Genomic DNA, 16,636 nt, shown 5'->3' with positions numbered 1-16,636 from the left:
ACTTTCTACAAAATCCGTGCACACGACTTTCGCTCAATTAACTTAGCCGGTATTGTAATCCGTTTCGGTAGGACATTCGGATTTTTTATTTTTTCAAGTAAACAGCTTGCAGCTTCCATTCCAAGCTGAAAAATATCAATATCCACTGAAGTGAGGGGAGGCTTTGAATACTGTGCAAGCAACACATTGTTGAAGCTTGCGATTGAAACATCCTCTGGCACTCGAATATTCATTTCCTCAAAGTGACTCATCAGTTCAATTGCGATAAAATCATCCGTACATACTAATGCAGTAGGGGGCTCAACAGATTTTAAAAACGACTTGATTGCCTTTTTCCCTTCGCTTAGTGTGCTTTTATGAACGATATAATCCTCATGAAAAGGAATACCAGACTCACTTAGAGCTTGTTTATAACCCTCAAGGCGGTCCAGCATAAACACGAAGTCACCATCAAAACCAATAAACGCAATTTTCGTATGACCTAATCCAATTAAGTAGTCTGTTACAACCTTTGTAATGTAAATATTGTCATTATCCACATGGATTACACGTTCTGCGCCATGAATTGGACGACCAATGACGGTAAAAGGAAAATCGTTTTTCTGTAAATATTGAATCAAACGATCGTCCGTCCGAGAATAAAGGAGGATCAAGCCATCGACACGACGTCCTTGCACCATTCCTACAACTTCCTCAAAGATTTCATCCTCGGTGCCACCTGCCAAAAGATACATCCCGTACTTATTTTCACGAGCTTGTACGCTAATTCCTCTAATGACTTCCGGGAAAAAGGGATCCTGAAGCACATGAGACGCTGAGAATGGCATCACAATCCCAATAGTTGCTGTGCTCTTCACCGCTAAGCTTCGAGCTGTAAAATTAGGGTGATACCCGAGTTTTTCCATCGCTTCTCGTACACGTATTTTCGTTTCTTCACTTATTCGAGGGTTATCAGCAATGACCCTTGACACAGTGGAAGGCGATACATTAGCCTCTTTCGCAACATCTTTAATTGTAATAGCCATACATACCCTCCATTTATATGAAAAAGGGGTGAGTCCCCTCGTTTTTCCAGTTTATTTGACAGATCCTTCTGCAATTCCCTTGATAATGTGTTTTTGCATGAAGAAGTACACAAGAATAACCGGAATAATGGCAATCGTTAAACCTGCAAGAGCTAAATGCCATTGCTTCGTATATTGACCAAAGAAGAAGAACATCTTCAACGGTATAGTGTGCATTCCCTCTTGGTTAATCACAAGGGATGGTAATAGGTAGTCATTCCAAATCCAAATAATATTTAGAATGGCCACAGTTACTGAAATTGGCTTTAACATCGGGAAAATGATGTGCCAGAAAATTTGCCATCTGTTTGCGCCATCAATCGTGGCGGCTTCATCTAATGATTTTGAAATTCCTTGAAGGGAACCATGATATAAGAAAATCGATAAACTACTTCCAAAGCCAAGATACATAAAAATAATGCCAAAGCGATTTAATAAATCAAACTTACCAAACAGCGAAACTAATGGAATCATGACTGATTGGAATGGGATCAGCATGGCCGCGATAAACAGGAAGAAAATCAGACCGCTGATTTTTCCTTTACGGCGATTTAACGCATATGCTGCCATTGATGAAAAAAGGACAATCACCACTACACCTAAAACCGTAATCAGGACGGAGTTAAAAAAGGTGCGAATAAAATCAAGCTCTTCAAATGCTTGAACATAGTTATCAAATGTGAAAACATCAGGTAGTTTTAATGTATCTGTAAAGATTTCACGTTTTGTTTTAAATGAGTTTACGATCATTAAATAGAAAGGGGAGAGCCAAATCAGGCCAAGTACAATGCCCAGTATTTCAAGCAAGTATAAATTTCTTTTTTTACTCTTCATTACATCTCGACCTCCCGTTTCTTATTAATATAAACCTGTGTTAATGAAATAGCGGCCACGATTAGGAAGAAAATAATCGCCTTTGCCTGTCCGTATGCATATTGGTTGACAGAGAACGCTGTTTTAAAGATATCCATTGCCACCATTTGTGTTGAGTTATATGGACCACCGCCTGTTAAACTAAGGTTTTGGTCATAAAGCTTAAACGTATTAGATAAAGTTAAGAACAAACTAACCGTAAAAGCTGGTGCTACAAGAGGGAAAGTGATATTTCTAAAACGCTGGAAGCTGTTTGCTCCATCGATTTCTGCTGCTTCTAGTAATTCCTGTGGAACACTTTCTAGGTAAGAAATATAGATAATCATGATATAACCTGACATTTGCCAGCTCATGAGAATAACCAATGCCCAAAAACCAGTTGTATCCGTAGATAACCAACCCTTGAAAGCAGCAATACCTGTTAAATCTCCAATACTCGCAAATACCTTCATGAAAATAAATTGCCAAATAAATCCGAGGATTAGTCCACCAATTAAGTTCGGCATGAAAAAGATGGTACGTAAAATATTATTTGTTTTAAGTTTTTGTGTAACAAGTAAGGCTAATGAAAGCCCGAAAAAGTTAATTAGGAATATGGACACGACTGAGAATTTCACGGTAAACCATAGGGAATTCATGAATTCTTTATCCTGAATTAGCTTTTGATAGTGTTCAAGTCCGACAAATTCAGTAATCTTGATTCCATTCCAGTTTGTAAAAGAGTAATAAGTTCCAAAAATTAATGGTACGATTACAACAACCGCAAGCGCCAACAAGGTTGGAGCTAAAAATAACCAATACCATAGATTTCGGTTTCGCATAGTATTATTCCTCCATTTGCTCGAAATCCCGAAACTTTTTTGATGGGAGCTAAAGCTCGGTTAAAATAGAAAACAAAGCAACATGTGCTGCCTTGTTTTCTATTGTAAGTTTAACTATTATTTTCTTGTGTCTTCCCAAGCCTTTTGAGATTCCTTCACAAGGTCATCCCAACTCATTTCATCGCTGATGTATTTTTGAATATTAACACCAAGCTGTTGCTCTCCCCAACCAGTTGGGTAGCCCATGAATACCCAAGGAATTGTTTTTCCTTCAGTTGAATACTCATACACTGCTTTTCCTAGTGGATCAGAAACTTTTGTAGCGTCAAACCCTTCATACGCAGGGATGAATTTAAAGTCTTCTAATACAGCTGTTTTTCCTTCTTCAGATGTGTATAACCAATCCAAGAAGTCTTTTGCAGCTTTTACTTCTGCATCATCTTTGTTGCTGTTTACTGCCCAGTACATTGGGATACCAACTGGGATTGAATCTTCTTTGTAGCCTTCAACAGGAATAGGTAAAATACTTACGCCGTTATTTGCAAGCTCTTCATCGATACCTGCGATTGAACCATGTACCCAGTTCCCTTGTTGAATCATCGCTACACGACCAGTAGAGAATAACTCTTCTACTTGCATTGCATAGTCTAAGCTTACTGTTGGTTGAACAGAATACTCATTTTGCAAATCTAAAACCTTCTTAAATGCATCGCCATATTTAAAACCTACAGATTTTGCATCGAAAGTTCCTAATACATTTCCTTCAAACTCAGGAGATAAGAATGCGTTTGATAAGTGTAAGCCAGTTACCCATTTTTCTTTACCTGGCAGCGCAAACACTGCATCTAATCCTAATTCGTCTTTTTTGCTGTCTAATGTTTTAACTGCCTTTTCTAAAGCAGCGAAAGTTGTAATGTCATCTGGATTAATTCCAGCTTCTTCGAATACTGCTGTATTGTAGATGAGTCCATATCCTTCTTGGTTAAATGGAAGTCCTAATACTTTACCGTCTTGAGAAACTCCTTCAAGAGTGCCTTCTAATGCCGCGTCAGCAGCTGCTGTGTCAGAAAGGTCTGCTAAACTATCAACCCAGTCTGCAACATCTTGAGGTCCACCAATATTATAGATCGTTGGTTCTTCACCAGAAGCAAACTTTGAACGAAGTGCTGCACCGTAATCTTCTCCACCACCAACAGTTGTGATATTGATTTTCACACCATCATGTGATTCCTCGTACTGTTTGGCAACTGCTTCAAATTGGTCCTTAAATTCTACTTTAAATTGAAAGATGTCCACGGTTGTCTTTGAACCGCTTTCACTTTTACTTGAGCCTTCATCTTTTGAAGAACATCCTACAAGGGCAACAGTAATTAAGATTAATAGTGCCATTAATGTAGGGAACAGTTTCTTTGATTTCATGGTAAAACCCCCATTTGTTCATTTTTTAAAGGAAGGAACCGTTGCTTCAGTTAAGGAAATCGTTTGCATAATATTAGATGTTCTGTCGATATTATTAATATTATACAAAGCGCGACCACCATGTTTTAATCATTAAAATCATTGATATTAATGTGTTTTAGGTGTTTTTGTATTTTGCGCAACTTTGCGCAAACGGTTGCATTCCTTTTACAAGATTTATCTTAGCATGGACAAATCAGAATTACAACTAAAAAGTTTAATCGTTTTCATTTACTCTTAAACCCTCCTTATTTGAATTACGGTTTACAGTTAAAAACAATTTATTCTTGCAATGGAGTTTTTGATGTGATATATTTTTCGTTGTGAATTAAATGACTAAATTTCTCAATTGGTCATACTATAAAAAATGAGGTGATCGAAGGTGGCGATTGATAGAAGACAACTCATCATTGAGGCTGCTACAAAATCATTCTCTTTATTCGGGTACAAAGCGACAACAATGGACCAAGTTGCCAAGCTTGCGAATGTCGGAAAAGGCACGATCTATACCTTTTTTAAAAATAAAGAGGAATTATTCGATGTGATCATCAGTACTCTCATACGTGACATGAAGGTAGTAGCCGAAGAAGCGATGGACAAAAACAGTACCTTTTATGAAAATGCACACAGAGTGCTCTTCCGATTACTTGAATTTCGAAAGTCCCACCAGTTAACAATCAAGCTTTTTCAGGAAGAAAGAGATATCGGGACGCAAGCTGTTGTTGAAGTCGTACAACGTGTCGAGCAGGCCATAGTCAACTATATGAAAGTCATTATTCAAGAGGCAATCGAACGCGATGAGATTAAGCCATGCAATCCTGAAATTACTGCTTTTGTGATGTTAAAGCTGTATGTTTCGTTAATTTTTGATTGGGAACGACATCACGAACCACTTGAAAAAGAAGAAATCTCAAATTTGTTTAAGCTGTATTTCTTCAACGGATTAGAAAAGTAGCCATGTCAAGGGTCCTCAAATTGAGTACCCATCTTATTTGGTCAAAAATGACCATTTGAACAAAACAGTCGATTATTTAAATAGGAGGAATTTTATATGAAGGGATCATCCATTTTTGCTGAATTAAAAAGTATCCTTTCCAACCGAAAGGTCCTTATCCCAATTTTGGCAGTTGCCTTTGTTCCAGTCTTATATGCCGGAATGTTTCTTTGGGCATTTTGGGACCCATATGACCATATGGAGGATTTACCGGTCGCCATTGTAAATGAGGATGTTGGAGCTGCATTTGAAGGGGACCAATTACAGCTTGGAAAAGAGCTGACCGATAAGCTTTCGGATAACCACACATTTAATTTTCAAATTGTGTCAAAGGAAGACGGCTATAAGGGGCTTGAAAACAGGGATTATTATGTACTAGTTGAAATTCCTGAAAATTTTTCAACGAATGCAACTACTTTACTTGATAACCATCCACAAAAATTAGAGCTTAAATATGTGCCTAACGAAAGCACAAACTTTTTATCTTCACAAATTGGAGAAACAGCCATCGAGAAAGTCAAAGCTGAAGTTTCTAAGAACGTCACAGCTACTTACACAGAAAACATGTTTGACAAGGTTCAGGACTTGGCAGACGGTTTAACACAAGCAAGTGACGGGTCTGGACAGCTTGCTGAAGGTGTTGCGAAAGTAAATGACGGATCAAAAACACTAGAAGAAAATCTAGCCATATTAGCTTCTAAATCAATTGAATTTACAAACGGAGTTGAAAAAGCAGCATCGGGTGCAACTAACCTTGCTTCTGGAACGGATCAAGTTAAAGCTGGAATTGGCGAGATTAACGAGAAGCTTCCTTCTTTAGTTGATGGGACAAATCAAGTCCAAGACGGGGTTGCGCAAATGAAGGAAGAACTTCCAAAACAAATTGCGGAAGGTATAACTAATCACCTTAATGATAGTGTAGGCAAGGTAGAAATTGGCCTTGATGAGCTGGAAACAAGGCTCAGCACTGGACTATCATCACAGCTTACAAACGGGATTTCGGCTAATCTGTCTGAAAAGTTGGCAGATCAAATGATTGCGTCTCAAACAGAAAATACAGGGGGTCTTTTAGCAACTTTAGTCAAAAAAGGGATAATAAACGAGGCACAAGTTCCTGATATTATTAGTGAAATGTCTAAAGGCCAACCAACGAAAGATGAACTTCAAGAACAACTTGAACAACAATTGGCCCAACAGTTTGAACCAAGTGTCTCAGCAGGAATCGCTAATGGACTAAACCAAGGCTTCACACAATTCAAAACCAATCTACATCAACAATTCGGTACGGCAACAGTTGGCTTAGCAGACCAATTACAAACACAAACTAGTCCAGCCTTTGATCGACTATTATCCGGGCTACAACAGGTTAATGAAGGTCAAATCAACTTACAACAAGGAATTGGCCAATTATATAATGGCTCTGCTGCACTTCAAAATGGTGCACATGATTTATCAGGCGGAATGGGACAACTAACAAACGGCGCAGGTCAATTACAAAATGGAGCCGGACAGCTTGCGGATGGCTCGAAGGAACTAAAAGAGGGTACAGTACAGCTAACTGACGGTTCGACTGAGCTTGCCAAGAAACTAGCAGAGGGTGCTGAGCATGCAAATTCCGTTAAAGCGAATGACGAAACCTATGACATGATGGGTGAACCTGTTACTGTTAAAAAGCAAGAAGTTAACACAGTGCCTAACTATGGAACAGGATTTGCACCATATTTTATCTCACTCGGTCTATTTGTTGGTGCATTGCTTATGTCCATCGTGTTTAAACTTAAAGAACCTGTTTTCCAACCAAAGAATGCATTCCGCTGGTTCTTTAGCAAATTTGGCGTGTTAGCAATTGTCGGTATCATCCAGGCAGTTCTAGTTGATGTCATTTTACTAGAGGGATTAAAAATTGAAGTCGCATGTATTCCGTTATTCTTTGTCACATCATTGATTACAAGCTTTGTCTTTTTAACTTTAATTCAAATGCTGGTAACGATGATGGGTGACCCTGGTCGCTTCATTGCGATCATCATATTAATTTTACAATTAACTACCAGTGCTGGAACCTTCCCACTTGAGTTAATTCCAAACGCACTACAACCAATCAACGCATTGTTGCCAATGACATATTCCGTTCAGTCCTTTAAGGCTGTTATTTCAAGTGGCGATTTTGCCTACATGTGGCACAACAACTTAATTCTGCTAACCTATATGGTTGCTTTTATGGCAATTACAATTGGGTACTATGCCATGAAAATGAAGAAGGAAAAAGTACAACTTGAAATGAATTAAAATGCATGAAAAAAGCTAGGGATGCTTGGTCCCTAGCTTGTTTATTTAGTAAAAAGTTGACTCGGTTTATTCGTCAGCTTTTAATTTCCGAACTTTTTCAGGCGTCACGTCATTTCCAAGTGGATCAAGCACCTTTAATGATGAGAATGTATCCTTCACCTGTCCGCGAATTTCACGCAAATAGTCTTCACGTAACACTTGTTGCTCTACCTTTTCCGCTGGTGTTAGTCCTTCTTCACGTGCTTTTTTCGCTAACTCGTTGATTCTTTTTAAACTCTCAATCATTTTACTCGCTCCCTCTAATGTGCTTGGCAATTCGTATTCACCTTATTTTTACATAATATTCTCGATTGGACTAGTTCTATGCGTAATCTACCTGGATTAATTCCCATTGAAATCCCATCGATAATCATATGTGTCTTTGCGAATATTTACATTCATTTCGTCTACTAACAAAGTGTGATTATCATTCCATGTTACGCTGCGACTACCAGGTCCAAGCCATAGAATATTCTTTTTCTCCCCAGAATTAATTAAATCCTCCAACTCATATACATAGCTGTAATCTGATTTAAGTAGAACTCCTCCGTATAAATAAACATTGAGTTTGTATTGGTTATCTAGAGATGGTATTTCACCAATTTTTTGTACTCCTTCTAATGAAAGACCACTTAGACTTGGATAATAAGTAAACTTTATTGCTATCAGGGCTATTATTAACAGAAATAACAGGATTCTTATTTTCACATTTAACCTCGACCAACGGATTGAACCGTATCGACCCTTATTGGACTTTTCCCCTTAACCAGTTTTAACGTAGCTACGATCAAAAAGCTAACAATCACTAACAAGAGCCATGAACTCACCTTTCCTAAATGAACGAAACTCCAAGCCTCGGTTTGGTTTGGATACTGCCACGCCCCAAAGAAGGTTGCGATGTTTTCAGCTACCCATATAAAAAACCCGATGAGGACAAAAGAAAGCGCGAGTGGCATACGGTAACGAGTTCCACCAACCTCGTATGTGACCCATGATCTCCAAAAGACGATAATCACAAGGGCGGATAACCACCAACGAATATCAACCCAAAAATGATGGGTGAAAAAATTTAAATAAATCGCAGCTGCAAGAGTTACTACTATCAAAAATGGTGGCCACTTGACCAACTCGACCTTAAGCCTCCTCCACGCCTGACAGAGGTAACTTGCTACACTTGCGTACATGAATCCACTATACAAAGGCACTCCAAAAATCTTGAAAAATCCTTCCTCCGGATATGACCAGGACCCCATATGTGTCTTGAAGACTTCAAGCGCTAGACCAATAAGGTGGAATAAGGTAATAACCTTCAGCTCATCACGTGTTTCAAGCCCAGATCGCACCATTAACCACTGCATAAGAAGACAGATGATAAGCAGCCAGTCATACCTTGGTAGGAAGGGAAGTGAGATCACTTGAGTAATAGCCAATGAGGCAAATATAACAACAGGAAACAAACACGATAGGGCCTGCTCCCAACCAAAACGAACAAGCTGCTTTACTGCTCTCATCAATTATGCCCCCATTTTTATGGGTGGGTCAGAGGGACAGGTACATTGTCCAATCTGGCCCCACAATTTATTTTCATATTGATTCTAATATAAAATTTATCGATTTGCAATAAAATATTATTGAAATTTATAACAAAAAAAAAGCATTCCTCAGGCTGAGAAATGCTTCTTAATTTAGAACTATTTTATATTTTTATGGCTTGAATACGAATCCGTCTATAATCTGCTTCCCATATGCCATTTTTAAATAACACTGGTTGTATCTTCTCTTTTATCTTTTCATAAATTCCTACTTTTTCATCCTCAGAAAACTCAGGAAAGAAATCATCTCCAAAGCTATCTAAAAAGCGAGACAATCCATTTTCTCCGTCCGGTAGTTTGGTAGGGCGATTAAAATGAGAAGCATATGAAACTTCAAATCCATATCGCTCTAACAATTCACTATATTCCCCAATACTAGGAAAATACCAAGGGTTTCTTGACTCTACACTTACTCCGAATTCTTGATAAAGCACCTCTGAAATCCCGCTTATGACAGTTTGAACATTACCTTTCCCACCAAATTCCGCTACCAGTCTGCCACCTGGACGCAATGCACCTTGAATGGATTCAACCACTTTCTCAGCGTTTTTCATCCAGTGAAGGGCCGCATTCGAAAAAACGGCGTCATACGTTCCCGTTGTTCTAAAAGTTTCGCCATTCCCAACTATGAAAGGGATGGAAGGATATTTTTCACGGGCCATTGTAATCATTTCTGATGATGCATCTATTCCTGTCACAAGTGCACCAGTTTGAGAGATTTGATAGGTAAGGTCTCCTGTTCCACAGCCCCAATCAAGGATTCTTTCTCCTTTCTGAGGATTCAATAATTCAACGACGCCTTTTCCATAATTCGAAACAAAAGTAAACTTTTCATCGTACATATTTGGATTCCAAACATTCACTGAACTCAATTCGTTACACCCACTCTTAATATATAATCCAAAGGATTTTATAAGGTTTTTTGTTAATACTAAGCTTGTAAAATTTATTAAGGAGGATTTGTATGCCACAAAAACAACCTAAAAAGAATAATACGCAGACAAATGTTGCCGGAACTGATCCGCAAAAAGTAAAACAAGAAATTCAAACAGATGTGAGCCAAGGACAAGGTGACATAACTTCCCGAGAAGCCGGAGCAATGCGCGATTAAAAAACCACTTTGAGTGGTTTTTTCTTTTCTGCTTCGGTGCATTCCAATTCATTTAGATCACGACTTTTTTACCGACATGAACAATGATGGATTTAGTTCCTCACTTTCAATGACAATCGCTGTTAATCCTATATCTGTTTTTGTTTCATGCCATTCATCCTTTTCCCAAAAAACGGCATCGCCAGACTCTACTTTAAAATATTCTTCTTTTTCATTACGAACGTAGCCTTCGCCATTTACAACTAAAAGTAGTTGTGGCACTACTGCTTGGTGATACCCAACAATTCCATTTTCCCCGAGGTGCATACAACCAATGTGAGCTGGTTTACTCGTTTGAATAATACGAGACATCATAAAATCAGAATTAAACTGTGATATTTGTTTACCACTACTTTTATCAAATTTAAAAAATTCCATAATATGACCTCCTATACCCGTTATTATTCAGTACAACAAATAGATTCACCTTCTTTTTCCAATAAAAAGAGTATGAATTCCCCCTCAAATTCATACTCTTTTTGTCAGGTGCATACAATCACAATTGACTGGTTTCACAAATGTAAGAAAATAGATTATACTGTACTAACTAAATATTCAATAAGGAGGAATCCCCTATGACCGAGAATAATCAATCTGAAACACCAAAAAAGAAGATTAGCCTGCAGGAGGCCATGAAGCAACAGCTTGAAAACAAAAAAGCCCAGTCTTCTGCTAGCAAAGGAAAAATGAATGCTGACCTATCAACAAAAAAATTGAAAAGCCAACAAACAAAGAAACCAAGCAATACTCGCAGAAAAATGGGTGTCTAATACGTACAGAATCACCAAAGACGTATTACCAGGATTGTCAGCTGGTAGTGATTTTAAAAGAAAAAAGGAGTATGAATTAAATTGCTCATTCATACTCCCACTTATTCATCCTGCGTTTTTTACGAATTTTATACTTAATTGATCGAGCATATCCTTTGTCATCGTTTCAAGATTGTACTTAGCCTTAAAGCCCCATTCTTCTTTCGCAGTAGTGGCATCAATTGAATTTGGCCAGCTTTCAGCAATAGCTTGGCGAACCGGGTCCACCTCATACTTCACCGTAAACTCAGGGATATGTTTTTTGATTTCTGCCGCAATTTCCTCTGGCGCAAAGCTCATAGCCGTCACATTGAAGGCATTTCGATGCTTCAGTTTGCACTCCTCAGCCTCCATTAAATCAATAATTGCTTGAAGTGCATCAGGCATATACATCATATCCATATATGTTCCTTCGGCAATATATGAGGTATAGCTTTTATTTTTTAGAGCTTCATAATAAATTTCCACAGCATAATCTGTCGTACCACCACCAGGTGGGGTCACATACGAAATCAGTCCAGGAAAGCGAAGTCCTCTCGTATCAACACAATATTTATGATTGTAATAATCACAGAGCAATTCACCTGAAACCTTGTTCACACCGTACATTGTCGTGGGGCGCTGGATGGTGTCCTGTGGTGTTCCGTCCTTTGGCGTAGACGGACCAAATGCTCCGATTGAGCTTGGCGTGAAAAATTGACAGCGCAACTCACGAGCAACCTCTAATGCATTAACTAGCCCACCCATGTTTAAGTTCCAGGCTAAAAGTGGTTTAGCCTCTGCGGTTGCAGAAAGCAATGCGGCTAAATGAATTAAAGTATCAGCATTATATTTTCTTGTAATGTCATACATTGCTTTTCCATCTGTCACATCTAAAAGCTCAAACGGACCAGATTGGATAATCTCACAATCCGTTTTTCGAATATCTGTCGCAACAACATTATCAGCACCATAAACCTTACGTAGCTTTGTGACAAGCTCTGACCCAATTTGGCCAAGCGCTCCAGTTACAACAATTTTCTCCATTATTCATTCCCCCGAGGTGGTCAATTGACTAGCTTTTAGATAATGTTCATTTCCTTGCCTACTTTTTCATAAATCGCTACTGCCTGATCAAGCATTTCCTTCGTATGAGCGGCAGTCGGCATATTTCGCACCCTTCCTGTTCCTTGAGGGACAGTCGGGAATACGATTGATTTCGCATAGACGCCTTCTTCAATTAATCTCTTACTGAATTCCTGTGTTTTCACTTCTTCCCCAACAATAACTGGAGTAATTGGCGTTTCACTGTGGCCTATATCAAAGCCGCGTTCCTTTAACTGCTCTTTGAAGTAGTTGGCATTTTCCCATAGCTTATCGTGGAGTTCTGTACTACTCATTAAAATTTCAATCGCTTTCGTTGCAGCTGTAACATCAGCAGGTGTCACAGCAGTAGAGAATAGGAATGGTCTGCTTCGAACCTTTAGCCAGTCAATAAGCTCTTTCTTACCCGCTACATAACCACCGACAACACCGATAGCTTTTGAAAGAGTACCAATTTGGAAATCAACCTTGTCGGATAGACCAAAATGTTTAACTGTACCCGCTCCTTTTCCTAACACACCTGAACCGTGGGCATCGTCTACATATGTAATGAGATCGAATTCCTCAGCAATTTGTACGATTTCAGGTAGCTTTGCAATGTCACCATCCATGGAGAAAACACCATCTGTGATGACCATTACTTTATTGTATAAGCCCGATTCAGTAGCTTCTTTTGCCTTATTTCTCAAATCATCCATGTCAGAATGATTAAAACGAATGATTTTTGCTTTTGAAAGACGGCATCCATCGATGATTGAAGCATGATTGAGCTCATCAGAAAGAATCGCATCATTTTTATCCATAACAGCAGAAATGGCTGCCATATTACAATTAAAGCCAGACTGATAGGAAATAGCTGCTTCCGTATGCTTAAACTCCGCAAGCTTTTCTTCTAGTTTTAGATGAAGATCAAGTGTCCCGTTGATGGTTCGAACCGCCCCCGCTCCAACCCCATACGTATTGATTGCTTCTTTGGCTACCTCTTTTAGACGCTCATCTGTCGCTAAGCCTAAGTAGTTGTTAGAGGAAAGGTTAATCAGTTCTTTCCCATTGATTTTGATGATAGGTCCGTTTGCCCCTTGAAGAGGATCAATCACATTATAGAGACCTTTCTTCTTTAAATCCTCCAGATTTTCATGCAAAAATGAGTCCAATACCTTCGACATTAGAATCCTCCTTTGTATGTTTACAAAACACAAGTGTATTTTCCAGAAATACAAAATTTCTTTCATAAACCCTTTTATATCAACATTTATACTTCATACTTTACCACATTATTCATCAATTGTTTATACCCAGTGGACAATTTTTCTTACTATTATTATATTATTTGTTTGTTTCGGATTTGTGATTCAATTAGTGAGTTTTTATCGTTGGGTTTTGGGCGAAAAAGGAAAACTAATTTTATAAGAATAGGACTTGAGTACATTTTTGGGGGATTTTGTAAAATGTTATAGGATATAAACATGATACGAATTGACTTTTGTTAATTTTAAGTAAAAGTTCTAATATAAAAGCGCGATATGATCGGACATTTAGATAAAATAGGAAAATGATATGATATAAAATCATTATATTACCTGACTTTTGGATATTTTAGGAAAACCTTCATGCATATAAGCATTATATGTTATAACTTTTGGTATAAATATGGAATTATATAGCGTAAAGCTCATTGGAGGGCACTCAATTGTATATTTCCAAGAGATTAGCTACTCTCCAAACCCGTCGGACCGTCCCTGGTTGAATATTTCTATGGGGTTGATGACCTTCCAAGCATGATGGTGTCCCTCCGACTCAAACAAAAAAGCAGAGGCCATAAATTGTCTCCCGCGCAACGTTTGGGCAATTTACCTCTGCATTTGTCTTTAACTATATTGAACTTAATCCGTAACCCAATGGATCTTAAACTTAGTTCCACCACTTATATTATCCAATAACGGCAAGTCTTCATCAATTACTCTTCCGATAACATTCACTTTTAGATCTGTAGGTAGATGATATTTTGTAATTTGGATTTCTCCTTGATATCTTCCATACTCACAGTTATCTACAGTAATGGATCCCGCTGAACGTTCAACAGTGTTTTCAGGTTTTACAGGAAAATCTCCAATGAGCCCATATAATCTGGATTCTGCGGATCTAATCACATCCCTTGCAGCATCTTGCCTATTGGATTGTACACGTGTCAGTTGCTCTAGTATTTTTTGATCAGTTGTCACGCTTATCGCTCTAAGTTCTATTATTCCTCCTTGGAAGCTTTCAAATTGTTTCTTTGACCATTCACTTATTGTCGGGTCACCGATTAGGATTTTATCCACAAAAGGATTATTCAGAAAATCGAGGTAAGCTGCAAATGTCGAAAAGTCTCTATGGTCCTCAATGGTTGGCAGGCCTTTGAAAAGTGGCCCTCTTTTTTCACCGTCACCTGGAATAAAAGCCATAACCTTGATCCCTTCAGCTTTCAGCCATTTATTCGTACGATTGAATTCAACTATATCCAAACCTGTCTCTGGACGAGGGTAAAAATTATGCCAGGCCTCAACAAATTCAAGTTGGACCCCATATTCTTTTAATTTGCTTATGTTTTCTTTCGTAAGGGTACTTGCATTTAAAGCAATCTTCATTTTTCTTGAAAGATTTGCAATCACTTCCTCAGAAACTCCATAATCGACCCTTAAACCTGATAAGCCCCAATCTTGTAATTTCTCTGCATTTTCCCATGTGTATCCCAAATATTCTAGTGACTTAGGAGATATATCAGCAAACAATTCCATATCATATTTTCTTGCGAATGAACCAAGTGCTTTTAAACGGTCCGTATATAGACTAGGGTCATCCTCCGGAATATGAAGAGATGTAAAAATACTTTTAAAACCGAGTCTACTCATTTTTTCAATATATAATTCTTTTTGTTCCGATAATTCTTCGTTTAAATAGATTGATATTCCAAGCATTTTTCTTCCCCTTTCGACCATACTTATTCGTGTAAATCTACTCAAAATTTAAAAGGGGGAGAATTAATGCTCTCCCCCCATTTGTTTCATTATATCTATGATACTACCAATTCTTAGAAGCTATCATCCATTTCCTTTTTATATCCAAAGAAGTAAGTGAATAAGAATCCAGCAGAATAAGTGATCACTAATCCTAAGAAGTAGATCAAGTATTTATTATCAACAATTAACGGAATCAACGGTATACCAGATACACCAATTCCACCTGCAGCAGTATGCATAACCGCCTGGAATGCACCACCGACCGAAGCACCTAAACATGCTGTAATGAACGGACGACCTAATGGTAATGTAACACCGTATAGTAACGGTTCACCAATTCCTAAGAAACCTGTAGGAAGACCACCTTTGATAACGTTCTTAATGCGTTTATTTTTCGTTTTTACTAAAATAGCGATGGAAGCACCAACCTGACCTGCACCAGCCATTGCTAAAATCGGAAGTAAAGCGGTTGATCCAACAGAGTTAATTAACTCCATATGAATTGGTGTCAAACCGTGGTGAAGACCTAGCATAACTAGTGGTAGGAAGAAACCTGCCAATAATCCACCAGCTACCACTCCTCCAACATCTAAAACAACATGAATTCCACTTGTAATAAGATCTGAAAGTAATCCTGCAAAAGGTTGAACAGCTGCAATAGTTAAAATACCCACTGTTAAAACTGTTAATAATGGCGTGATAATAATGTCGACTGCATTTGGAACAAACTTTCTGTACCTTTTCTCGAAAAATACCATTAACCAAGCGGCAAACATCGCTCCAAACAATCCGCCCCGTCCTGGAATTAAGTTTTGTCCAAATAGAACAATTTCTGCTAAACCAGGGTGCATAGTAATGATACCAGCGATAGCACCTAGAACAGGTGTGCCGCCAAATTCTTTCGCTGTATTCCAACCAACAACGATTGCCAAATATCCGAAAATACTTCCACCAAGAACCGTTAAGATTTGCATCCAAGTTAAAGTTGGATCAACACCTGCGTTTTTTGCAAAACCAGCAGCCCCGTTAATAATACCAGATGCAACAAGTCCTGGGATAAGCGGAATGAAAATGCTTCCAATTTTCCTTAATAAGTTTTTAACAGGAGTGTTATTTTTCTTTTTAAGATCATTCTTTTTCATACTGACAAGGTCATCATCATTGGCATCTATTGCTTCGCCCATTTTAATACCTGTAATTTGAGTAATGTGATCAGAAACTTTATTAACAGTACCTGGTCCGACTACAATTTGCAGTGTGTCATCTTCAATGACTCCCATGACACCGTCCAGCTCTTTTAATTCTTTAATACTCGCCTTGCCTTCATCCTTTAAATTAATTCGGACCCTAGTCATACAATGGGTGAAGGAACCGATATTTTCTCCACCACCAATGCGTTCCAAAATACCTCTTGCCAGTAATTCTTCCTTCTTCATCGTTACTCCCCCTATCTTTTTCTATTGTCAAA

Annotated in this window: 17 protein-coding genes; 4 read left to right on the top strand and 13 right to left on the bottom strand. The window is 38.3% G+C overall.

What is annotated here, in order from left to right:
• Positions 1 to 5: 5 nt before the first annotated feature.
• From V7097_RS00500 to V7097_RS00485, 4 genes are all read right to left on the bottom strand, one after another.
• Positions 6 to 1,025, bottom strand: coding sequence for a LacI family DNA-binding transcriptional regulator (locus V7097_RS00500; RefSeq protein ID WP_335701630.1), 1,020 nt, complete (start codon positions 1,023 to 1,025; stop codon positions 6 to 8).
• Between the two features lie 51 nt (positions 1,026 to 1,076).
• Positions 1,077 to 1,898, bottom strand: a complete 822-nt coding sequence (locus tag V7097_RS00495; RefSeq protein ID WP_335701629.1) for a carbohydrate ABC transporter permease — start codon at positions 1,896 to 1,898, stop codon at positions 1,077 to 1,079.
• Positions 1,898 to 2,758, bottom strand: a complete 861-nt coding sequence (locus V7097_RS00490; RefSeq protein WP_335701628.1) for a carbohydrate ABC transporter permease — start codon at positions 2,756 to 2,758, stop codon at positions 1,898 to 1,900. The genes V7097_RS00495 and V7097_RS00490 overlap by 1 nt, the downstream gene beginning before the upstream one ends.
• Positions 2,759 to 2,875: 117 nt before the next feature.
• Positions 2,876 to 4,177 carry an ABC transporter substrate-binding protein gene (locus tag V7097_RS00485; protein WP_335701627.1) on the bottom strand — a complete coding sequence of 434 codons (1,302 nt, stop codon included), beginning with the start codon at positions 4,175 to 4,177 and terminating at the stop codon, positions 2,876 to 2,878.
• Positions 4,178 to 4,598: 421 nt separating this feature from the next.
• Here V7097_RS00485 and V7097_RS00480 point away from each other — a divergent pair, with 421 nt between their 5' ends.
• Positions 4,599 to 5,171 carry a TetR/AcrR family transcriptional regulator gene (locus V7097_RS00480; RefSeq protein ID WP_335701626.1) on the top strand — a complete coding sequence of 191 codons (573 nt, stop codon included), beginning with the start codon at positions 4,599 to 4,601 and terminating at the stop codon, positions 5,169 to 5,171.
• A gap of 96 nt (positions 5,172 to 5,267) precedes the next feature.
• A complete protein-coding gene (locus V7097_RS00475) occupies positions 5,268 to 7,496 on the top strand; it encodes a YhgE/Pip domain-containing protein (protein WP_335701625.1) in 2,229 nt (742 codons plus the stop codon).
• Positions 7,497 to 7,562: 66 nt separating this feature from the next.
• On the opposite strand, the gene V7097_RS00470 is transcribed toward V7097_RS00475, so the two are convergent.
• From V7097_RS00470 to V7097_RS00455, 4 genes are all read right to left on the bottom strand, one after another.
• Positions 7,563 to 7,781, bottom strand: coding sequence for a DUF896 domain-containing protein (locus tag V7097_RS00470; protein ID WP_335701624.1), 219 nt, complete (start codon positions 7,779 to 7,781; stop codon positions 7,563 to 7,565).
• A 96-nt stretch (positions 7,782 to 7,877) separates the two neighbouring features.
• A complete protein-coding gene (locus V7097_RS00465; protein ID WP_335701623.1) occupies positions 7,878 to 8,243 on the bottom strand; it encodes a DUF5412 family protein in 366 nt (121 codons plus the stop codon).
• A gap of 2 nt (positions 8,244 to 8,245) precedes the next feature.
• Positions 8,246 to 9,046: a DUF817 domain-containing protein gene (locus V7097_RS00460; protein ID WP_335701622.1), complete on the bottom strand. Its 801-nt coding sequence runs from the start codon at positions 9,044 to 9,046 to the stop codon at positions 8,246 to 8,248.
• A 185-nt stretch (positions 9,047 to 9,231) separates the two neighbouring features.
• The gene (locus V7097_RS00455) at positions 9,232 to 9,999 is read right to left on the bottom strand and encodes a class I SAM-dependent methyltransferase (protein WP_335701621.1); all 768 of its coding nucleotides are present in this window, start codon (positions 9,997 to 9,999) and stop codon (positions 9,232 to 9,234) included.
• A gap of 92 nt (positions 10,000 to 10,091) precedes the next feature.
• Between V7097_RS00455 and V7097_RS00450 the strand changes: the two genes are divergently transcribed.
• On the top strand, positions 10,092 to 10,238 hold the full coding sequence (locus tag V7097_RS00450) for a hypothetical protein (RefSeq protein WP_335701620.1): 147 nt from the start codon (positions 10,092 to 10,094) through the stop codon (positions 10,236 to 10,238).
• Positions 10,239 to 10,295: 57 nt separating this feature from the next.
• On the opposite strand, the gene V7097_RS00445 is transcribed toward V7097_RS00450, so the two are convergent.
• Positions 10,296 to 10,655, bottom strand: a complete 360-nt coding sequence (locus V7097_RS00445; protein ID WP_335701619.1) for a cupin — start codon at positions 10,653 to 10,655, stop codon at positions 10,296 to 10,298.
• Positions 10,656 to 10,852: 197 nt separating this feature from the next.
• Here V7097_RS00445 and V7097_RS00440 point away from each other — a divergent pair, with 197 nt between their 5' ends.
• On the top strand, positions 10,853 to 11,047 hold the full coding sequence (locus V7097_RS00440) for a hypothetical protein (protein ID WP_335701618.1): 195 nt from the start codon (positions 10,853 to 10,855) through the stop codon (positions 11,045 to 11,047).
• Between the two features lie 105 nt (positions 11,048 to 11,152).
• Here V7097_RS00440 and V7097_RS00435 read toward each other — a convergent pair whose 3' ends face one another.
• From V7097_RS00435 to V7097_RS00420, 4 genes are all read right to left on the bottom strand, one after another.
• Positions 11,153 to 12,112, bottom strand: coding sequence for an L-threonine 3-dehydrogenase (locus V7097_RS00435; RefSeq protein WP_335701617.1), 960 nt, complete (start codon positions 12,110 to 12,112; stop codon positions 11,153 to 11,155).
• Between the two features lie 35 nt (positions 12,113 to 12,147).
• Positions 12,148 to 13,335: a glycine C-acetyltransferase gene (locus V7097_RS00430; protein ID WP_335701616.1), complete on the bottom strand. Its 1,188-nt coding sequence runs from the start codon at positions 13,333 to 13,335 to the stop codon at positions 12,148 to 12,150.
• Between the two features lie 717 nt (positions 13,336 to 14,052).
• Entirely contained in the window at positions 14,053 to 15,126 is a 1,074-nt protein-coding gene (locus V7097_RS00425) for a DUF871 domain-containing protein (protein ID WP_335701615.1), read from the bottom strand.
• Positions 15,127 to 15,239: 113 nt separating this feature from the next.
• A complete protein-coding gene (locus V7097_RS00420; protein WP_335701614.1) occupies positions 15,240 to 16,604 on the bottom strand; it encodes a PTS transporter subunit EIIC in 1,365 nt (454 codons plus the stop codon).
• Between the last annotated feature and the right edge of the window lie 32 nt (positions 16,605 to 16,636).

Source organism: Bacillus sp. JJ1562 (genome assembly GCF_036962705.1).
Classification (GTDB): domain Bacteria; phylum Bacillota; class Bacilli; order Bacillales; family Bacillaceae_L; genus Ferdinandcohnia.
Note: the sequence above shows the minus strand (reverse complement) of the source record. Positions and strands in the feature narration are given on the sequence as shown.

Bases quoted from the DNA above. Each gene is read 5' to 3' on its own strand.
- V7097_RS00435 (WP_335701617.1), bottom strand. From the start codon at position 12,112: ATGGAGAAAATTGTTGTAACTGGAGCGCTTGGCCAAATTGGGTCAGAG.
- V7097_RS00425 (WP_335701615.1), bottom strand. From the start codon at position 15,126: ATGCTTGGAATATCAATCTATTTAAACGAAGAATTATCGGAACAAAAA.
- V7097_RS00445 (WP_335701619.1), bottom strand. From the start codon at position 10,655: ATGGAATTTTTTAAATTTGATAAAAGTAGTGGTAAACAAATATCACAG.
- V7097_RS00470 (WP_335701624.1), bottom strand. From the start codon at position 7,781: ATGATTGAGAGTTTAAAAAGAATCAACGAGTTAGCGAAAAAAGCACGT.
- V7097_RS00475 (WP_335701625.1), top strand. From the start codon at position 5,268: ATGAAGGGATCATCCATTTTTGCTGAATTAAAAAGTATCCTTTCCAAC.
- V7097_RS00440 (WP_335701618.1), top strand. From the start codon at position 10,853: ATGACCGAGAATAATCAATCTGAAACACCAAAAAAGAAGATTAGCCTG.
- V7097_RS00490 (WP_335701628.1), bottom strand. From the start codon at position 2,758: ATGCGAAACCGAAATCTATGGTATTGGTTATTTTTAGCTCCAACCTTG.
- V7097_RS00430 (WP_335701616.1), bottom strand. From the start codon at position 13,335: ATGTCGAAGGTATTGGACTCATTTTTGCATGAAAATCTGGAGGATTTA.
- V7097_RS00500 (WP_335701630.1), bottom strand. From the start codon at position 1,025: ATGGCTATTACAATTAAAGATGTTGCGAAAGAGGCTAATGTATCGCCT.
- V7097_RS00460 (WP_335701622.1), bottom strand. From the start codon at position 9,046: ATGAGAGCAGTAAAGCAGCTTGTTCGTTTTGGTTGGGAGCAGGCCCTA.
- V7097_RS00420 (WP_335701614.1), bottom strand. From the start codon at position 16,604: ATGAAGAAGGAAGAATTACTGGCAAGAGGTATTTTGGAACGCATTGGT.
- V7097_RS00450 (WP_335701620.1), top strand. From the start codon at position 10,092: ATGCCACAAAAACAACCTAAAAAGAATAATACGCAGACAAATGTTGCC.
- V7097_RS00485 (WP_335701627.1), bottom strand. From the start codon at position 4,177: ATGAAATCAAAGAAACTGTTCCCTACATTAATGGCACTATTAATCTTA.
- V7097_RS00495 (WP_335701629.1), bottom strand. From the start codon at position 1,898: ATGAAGAGTAAAAAAAGAAATTTATACTTGCTTGAAATACTGGGCATT.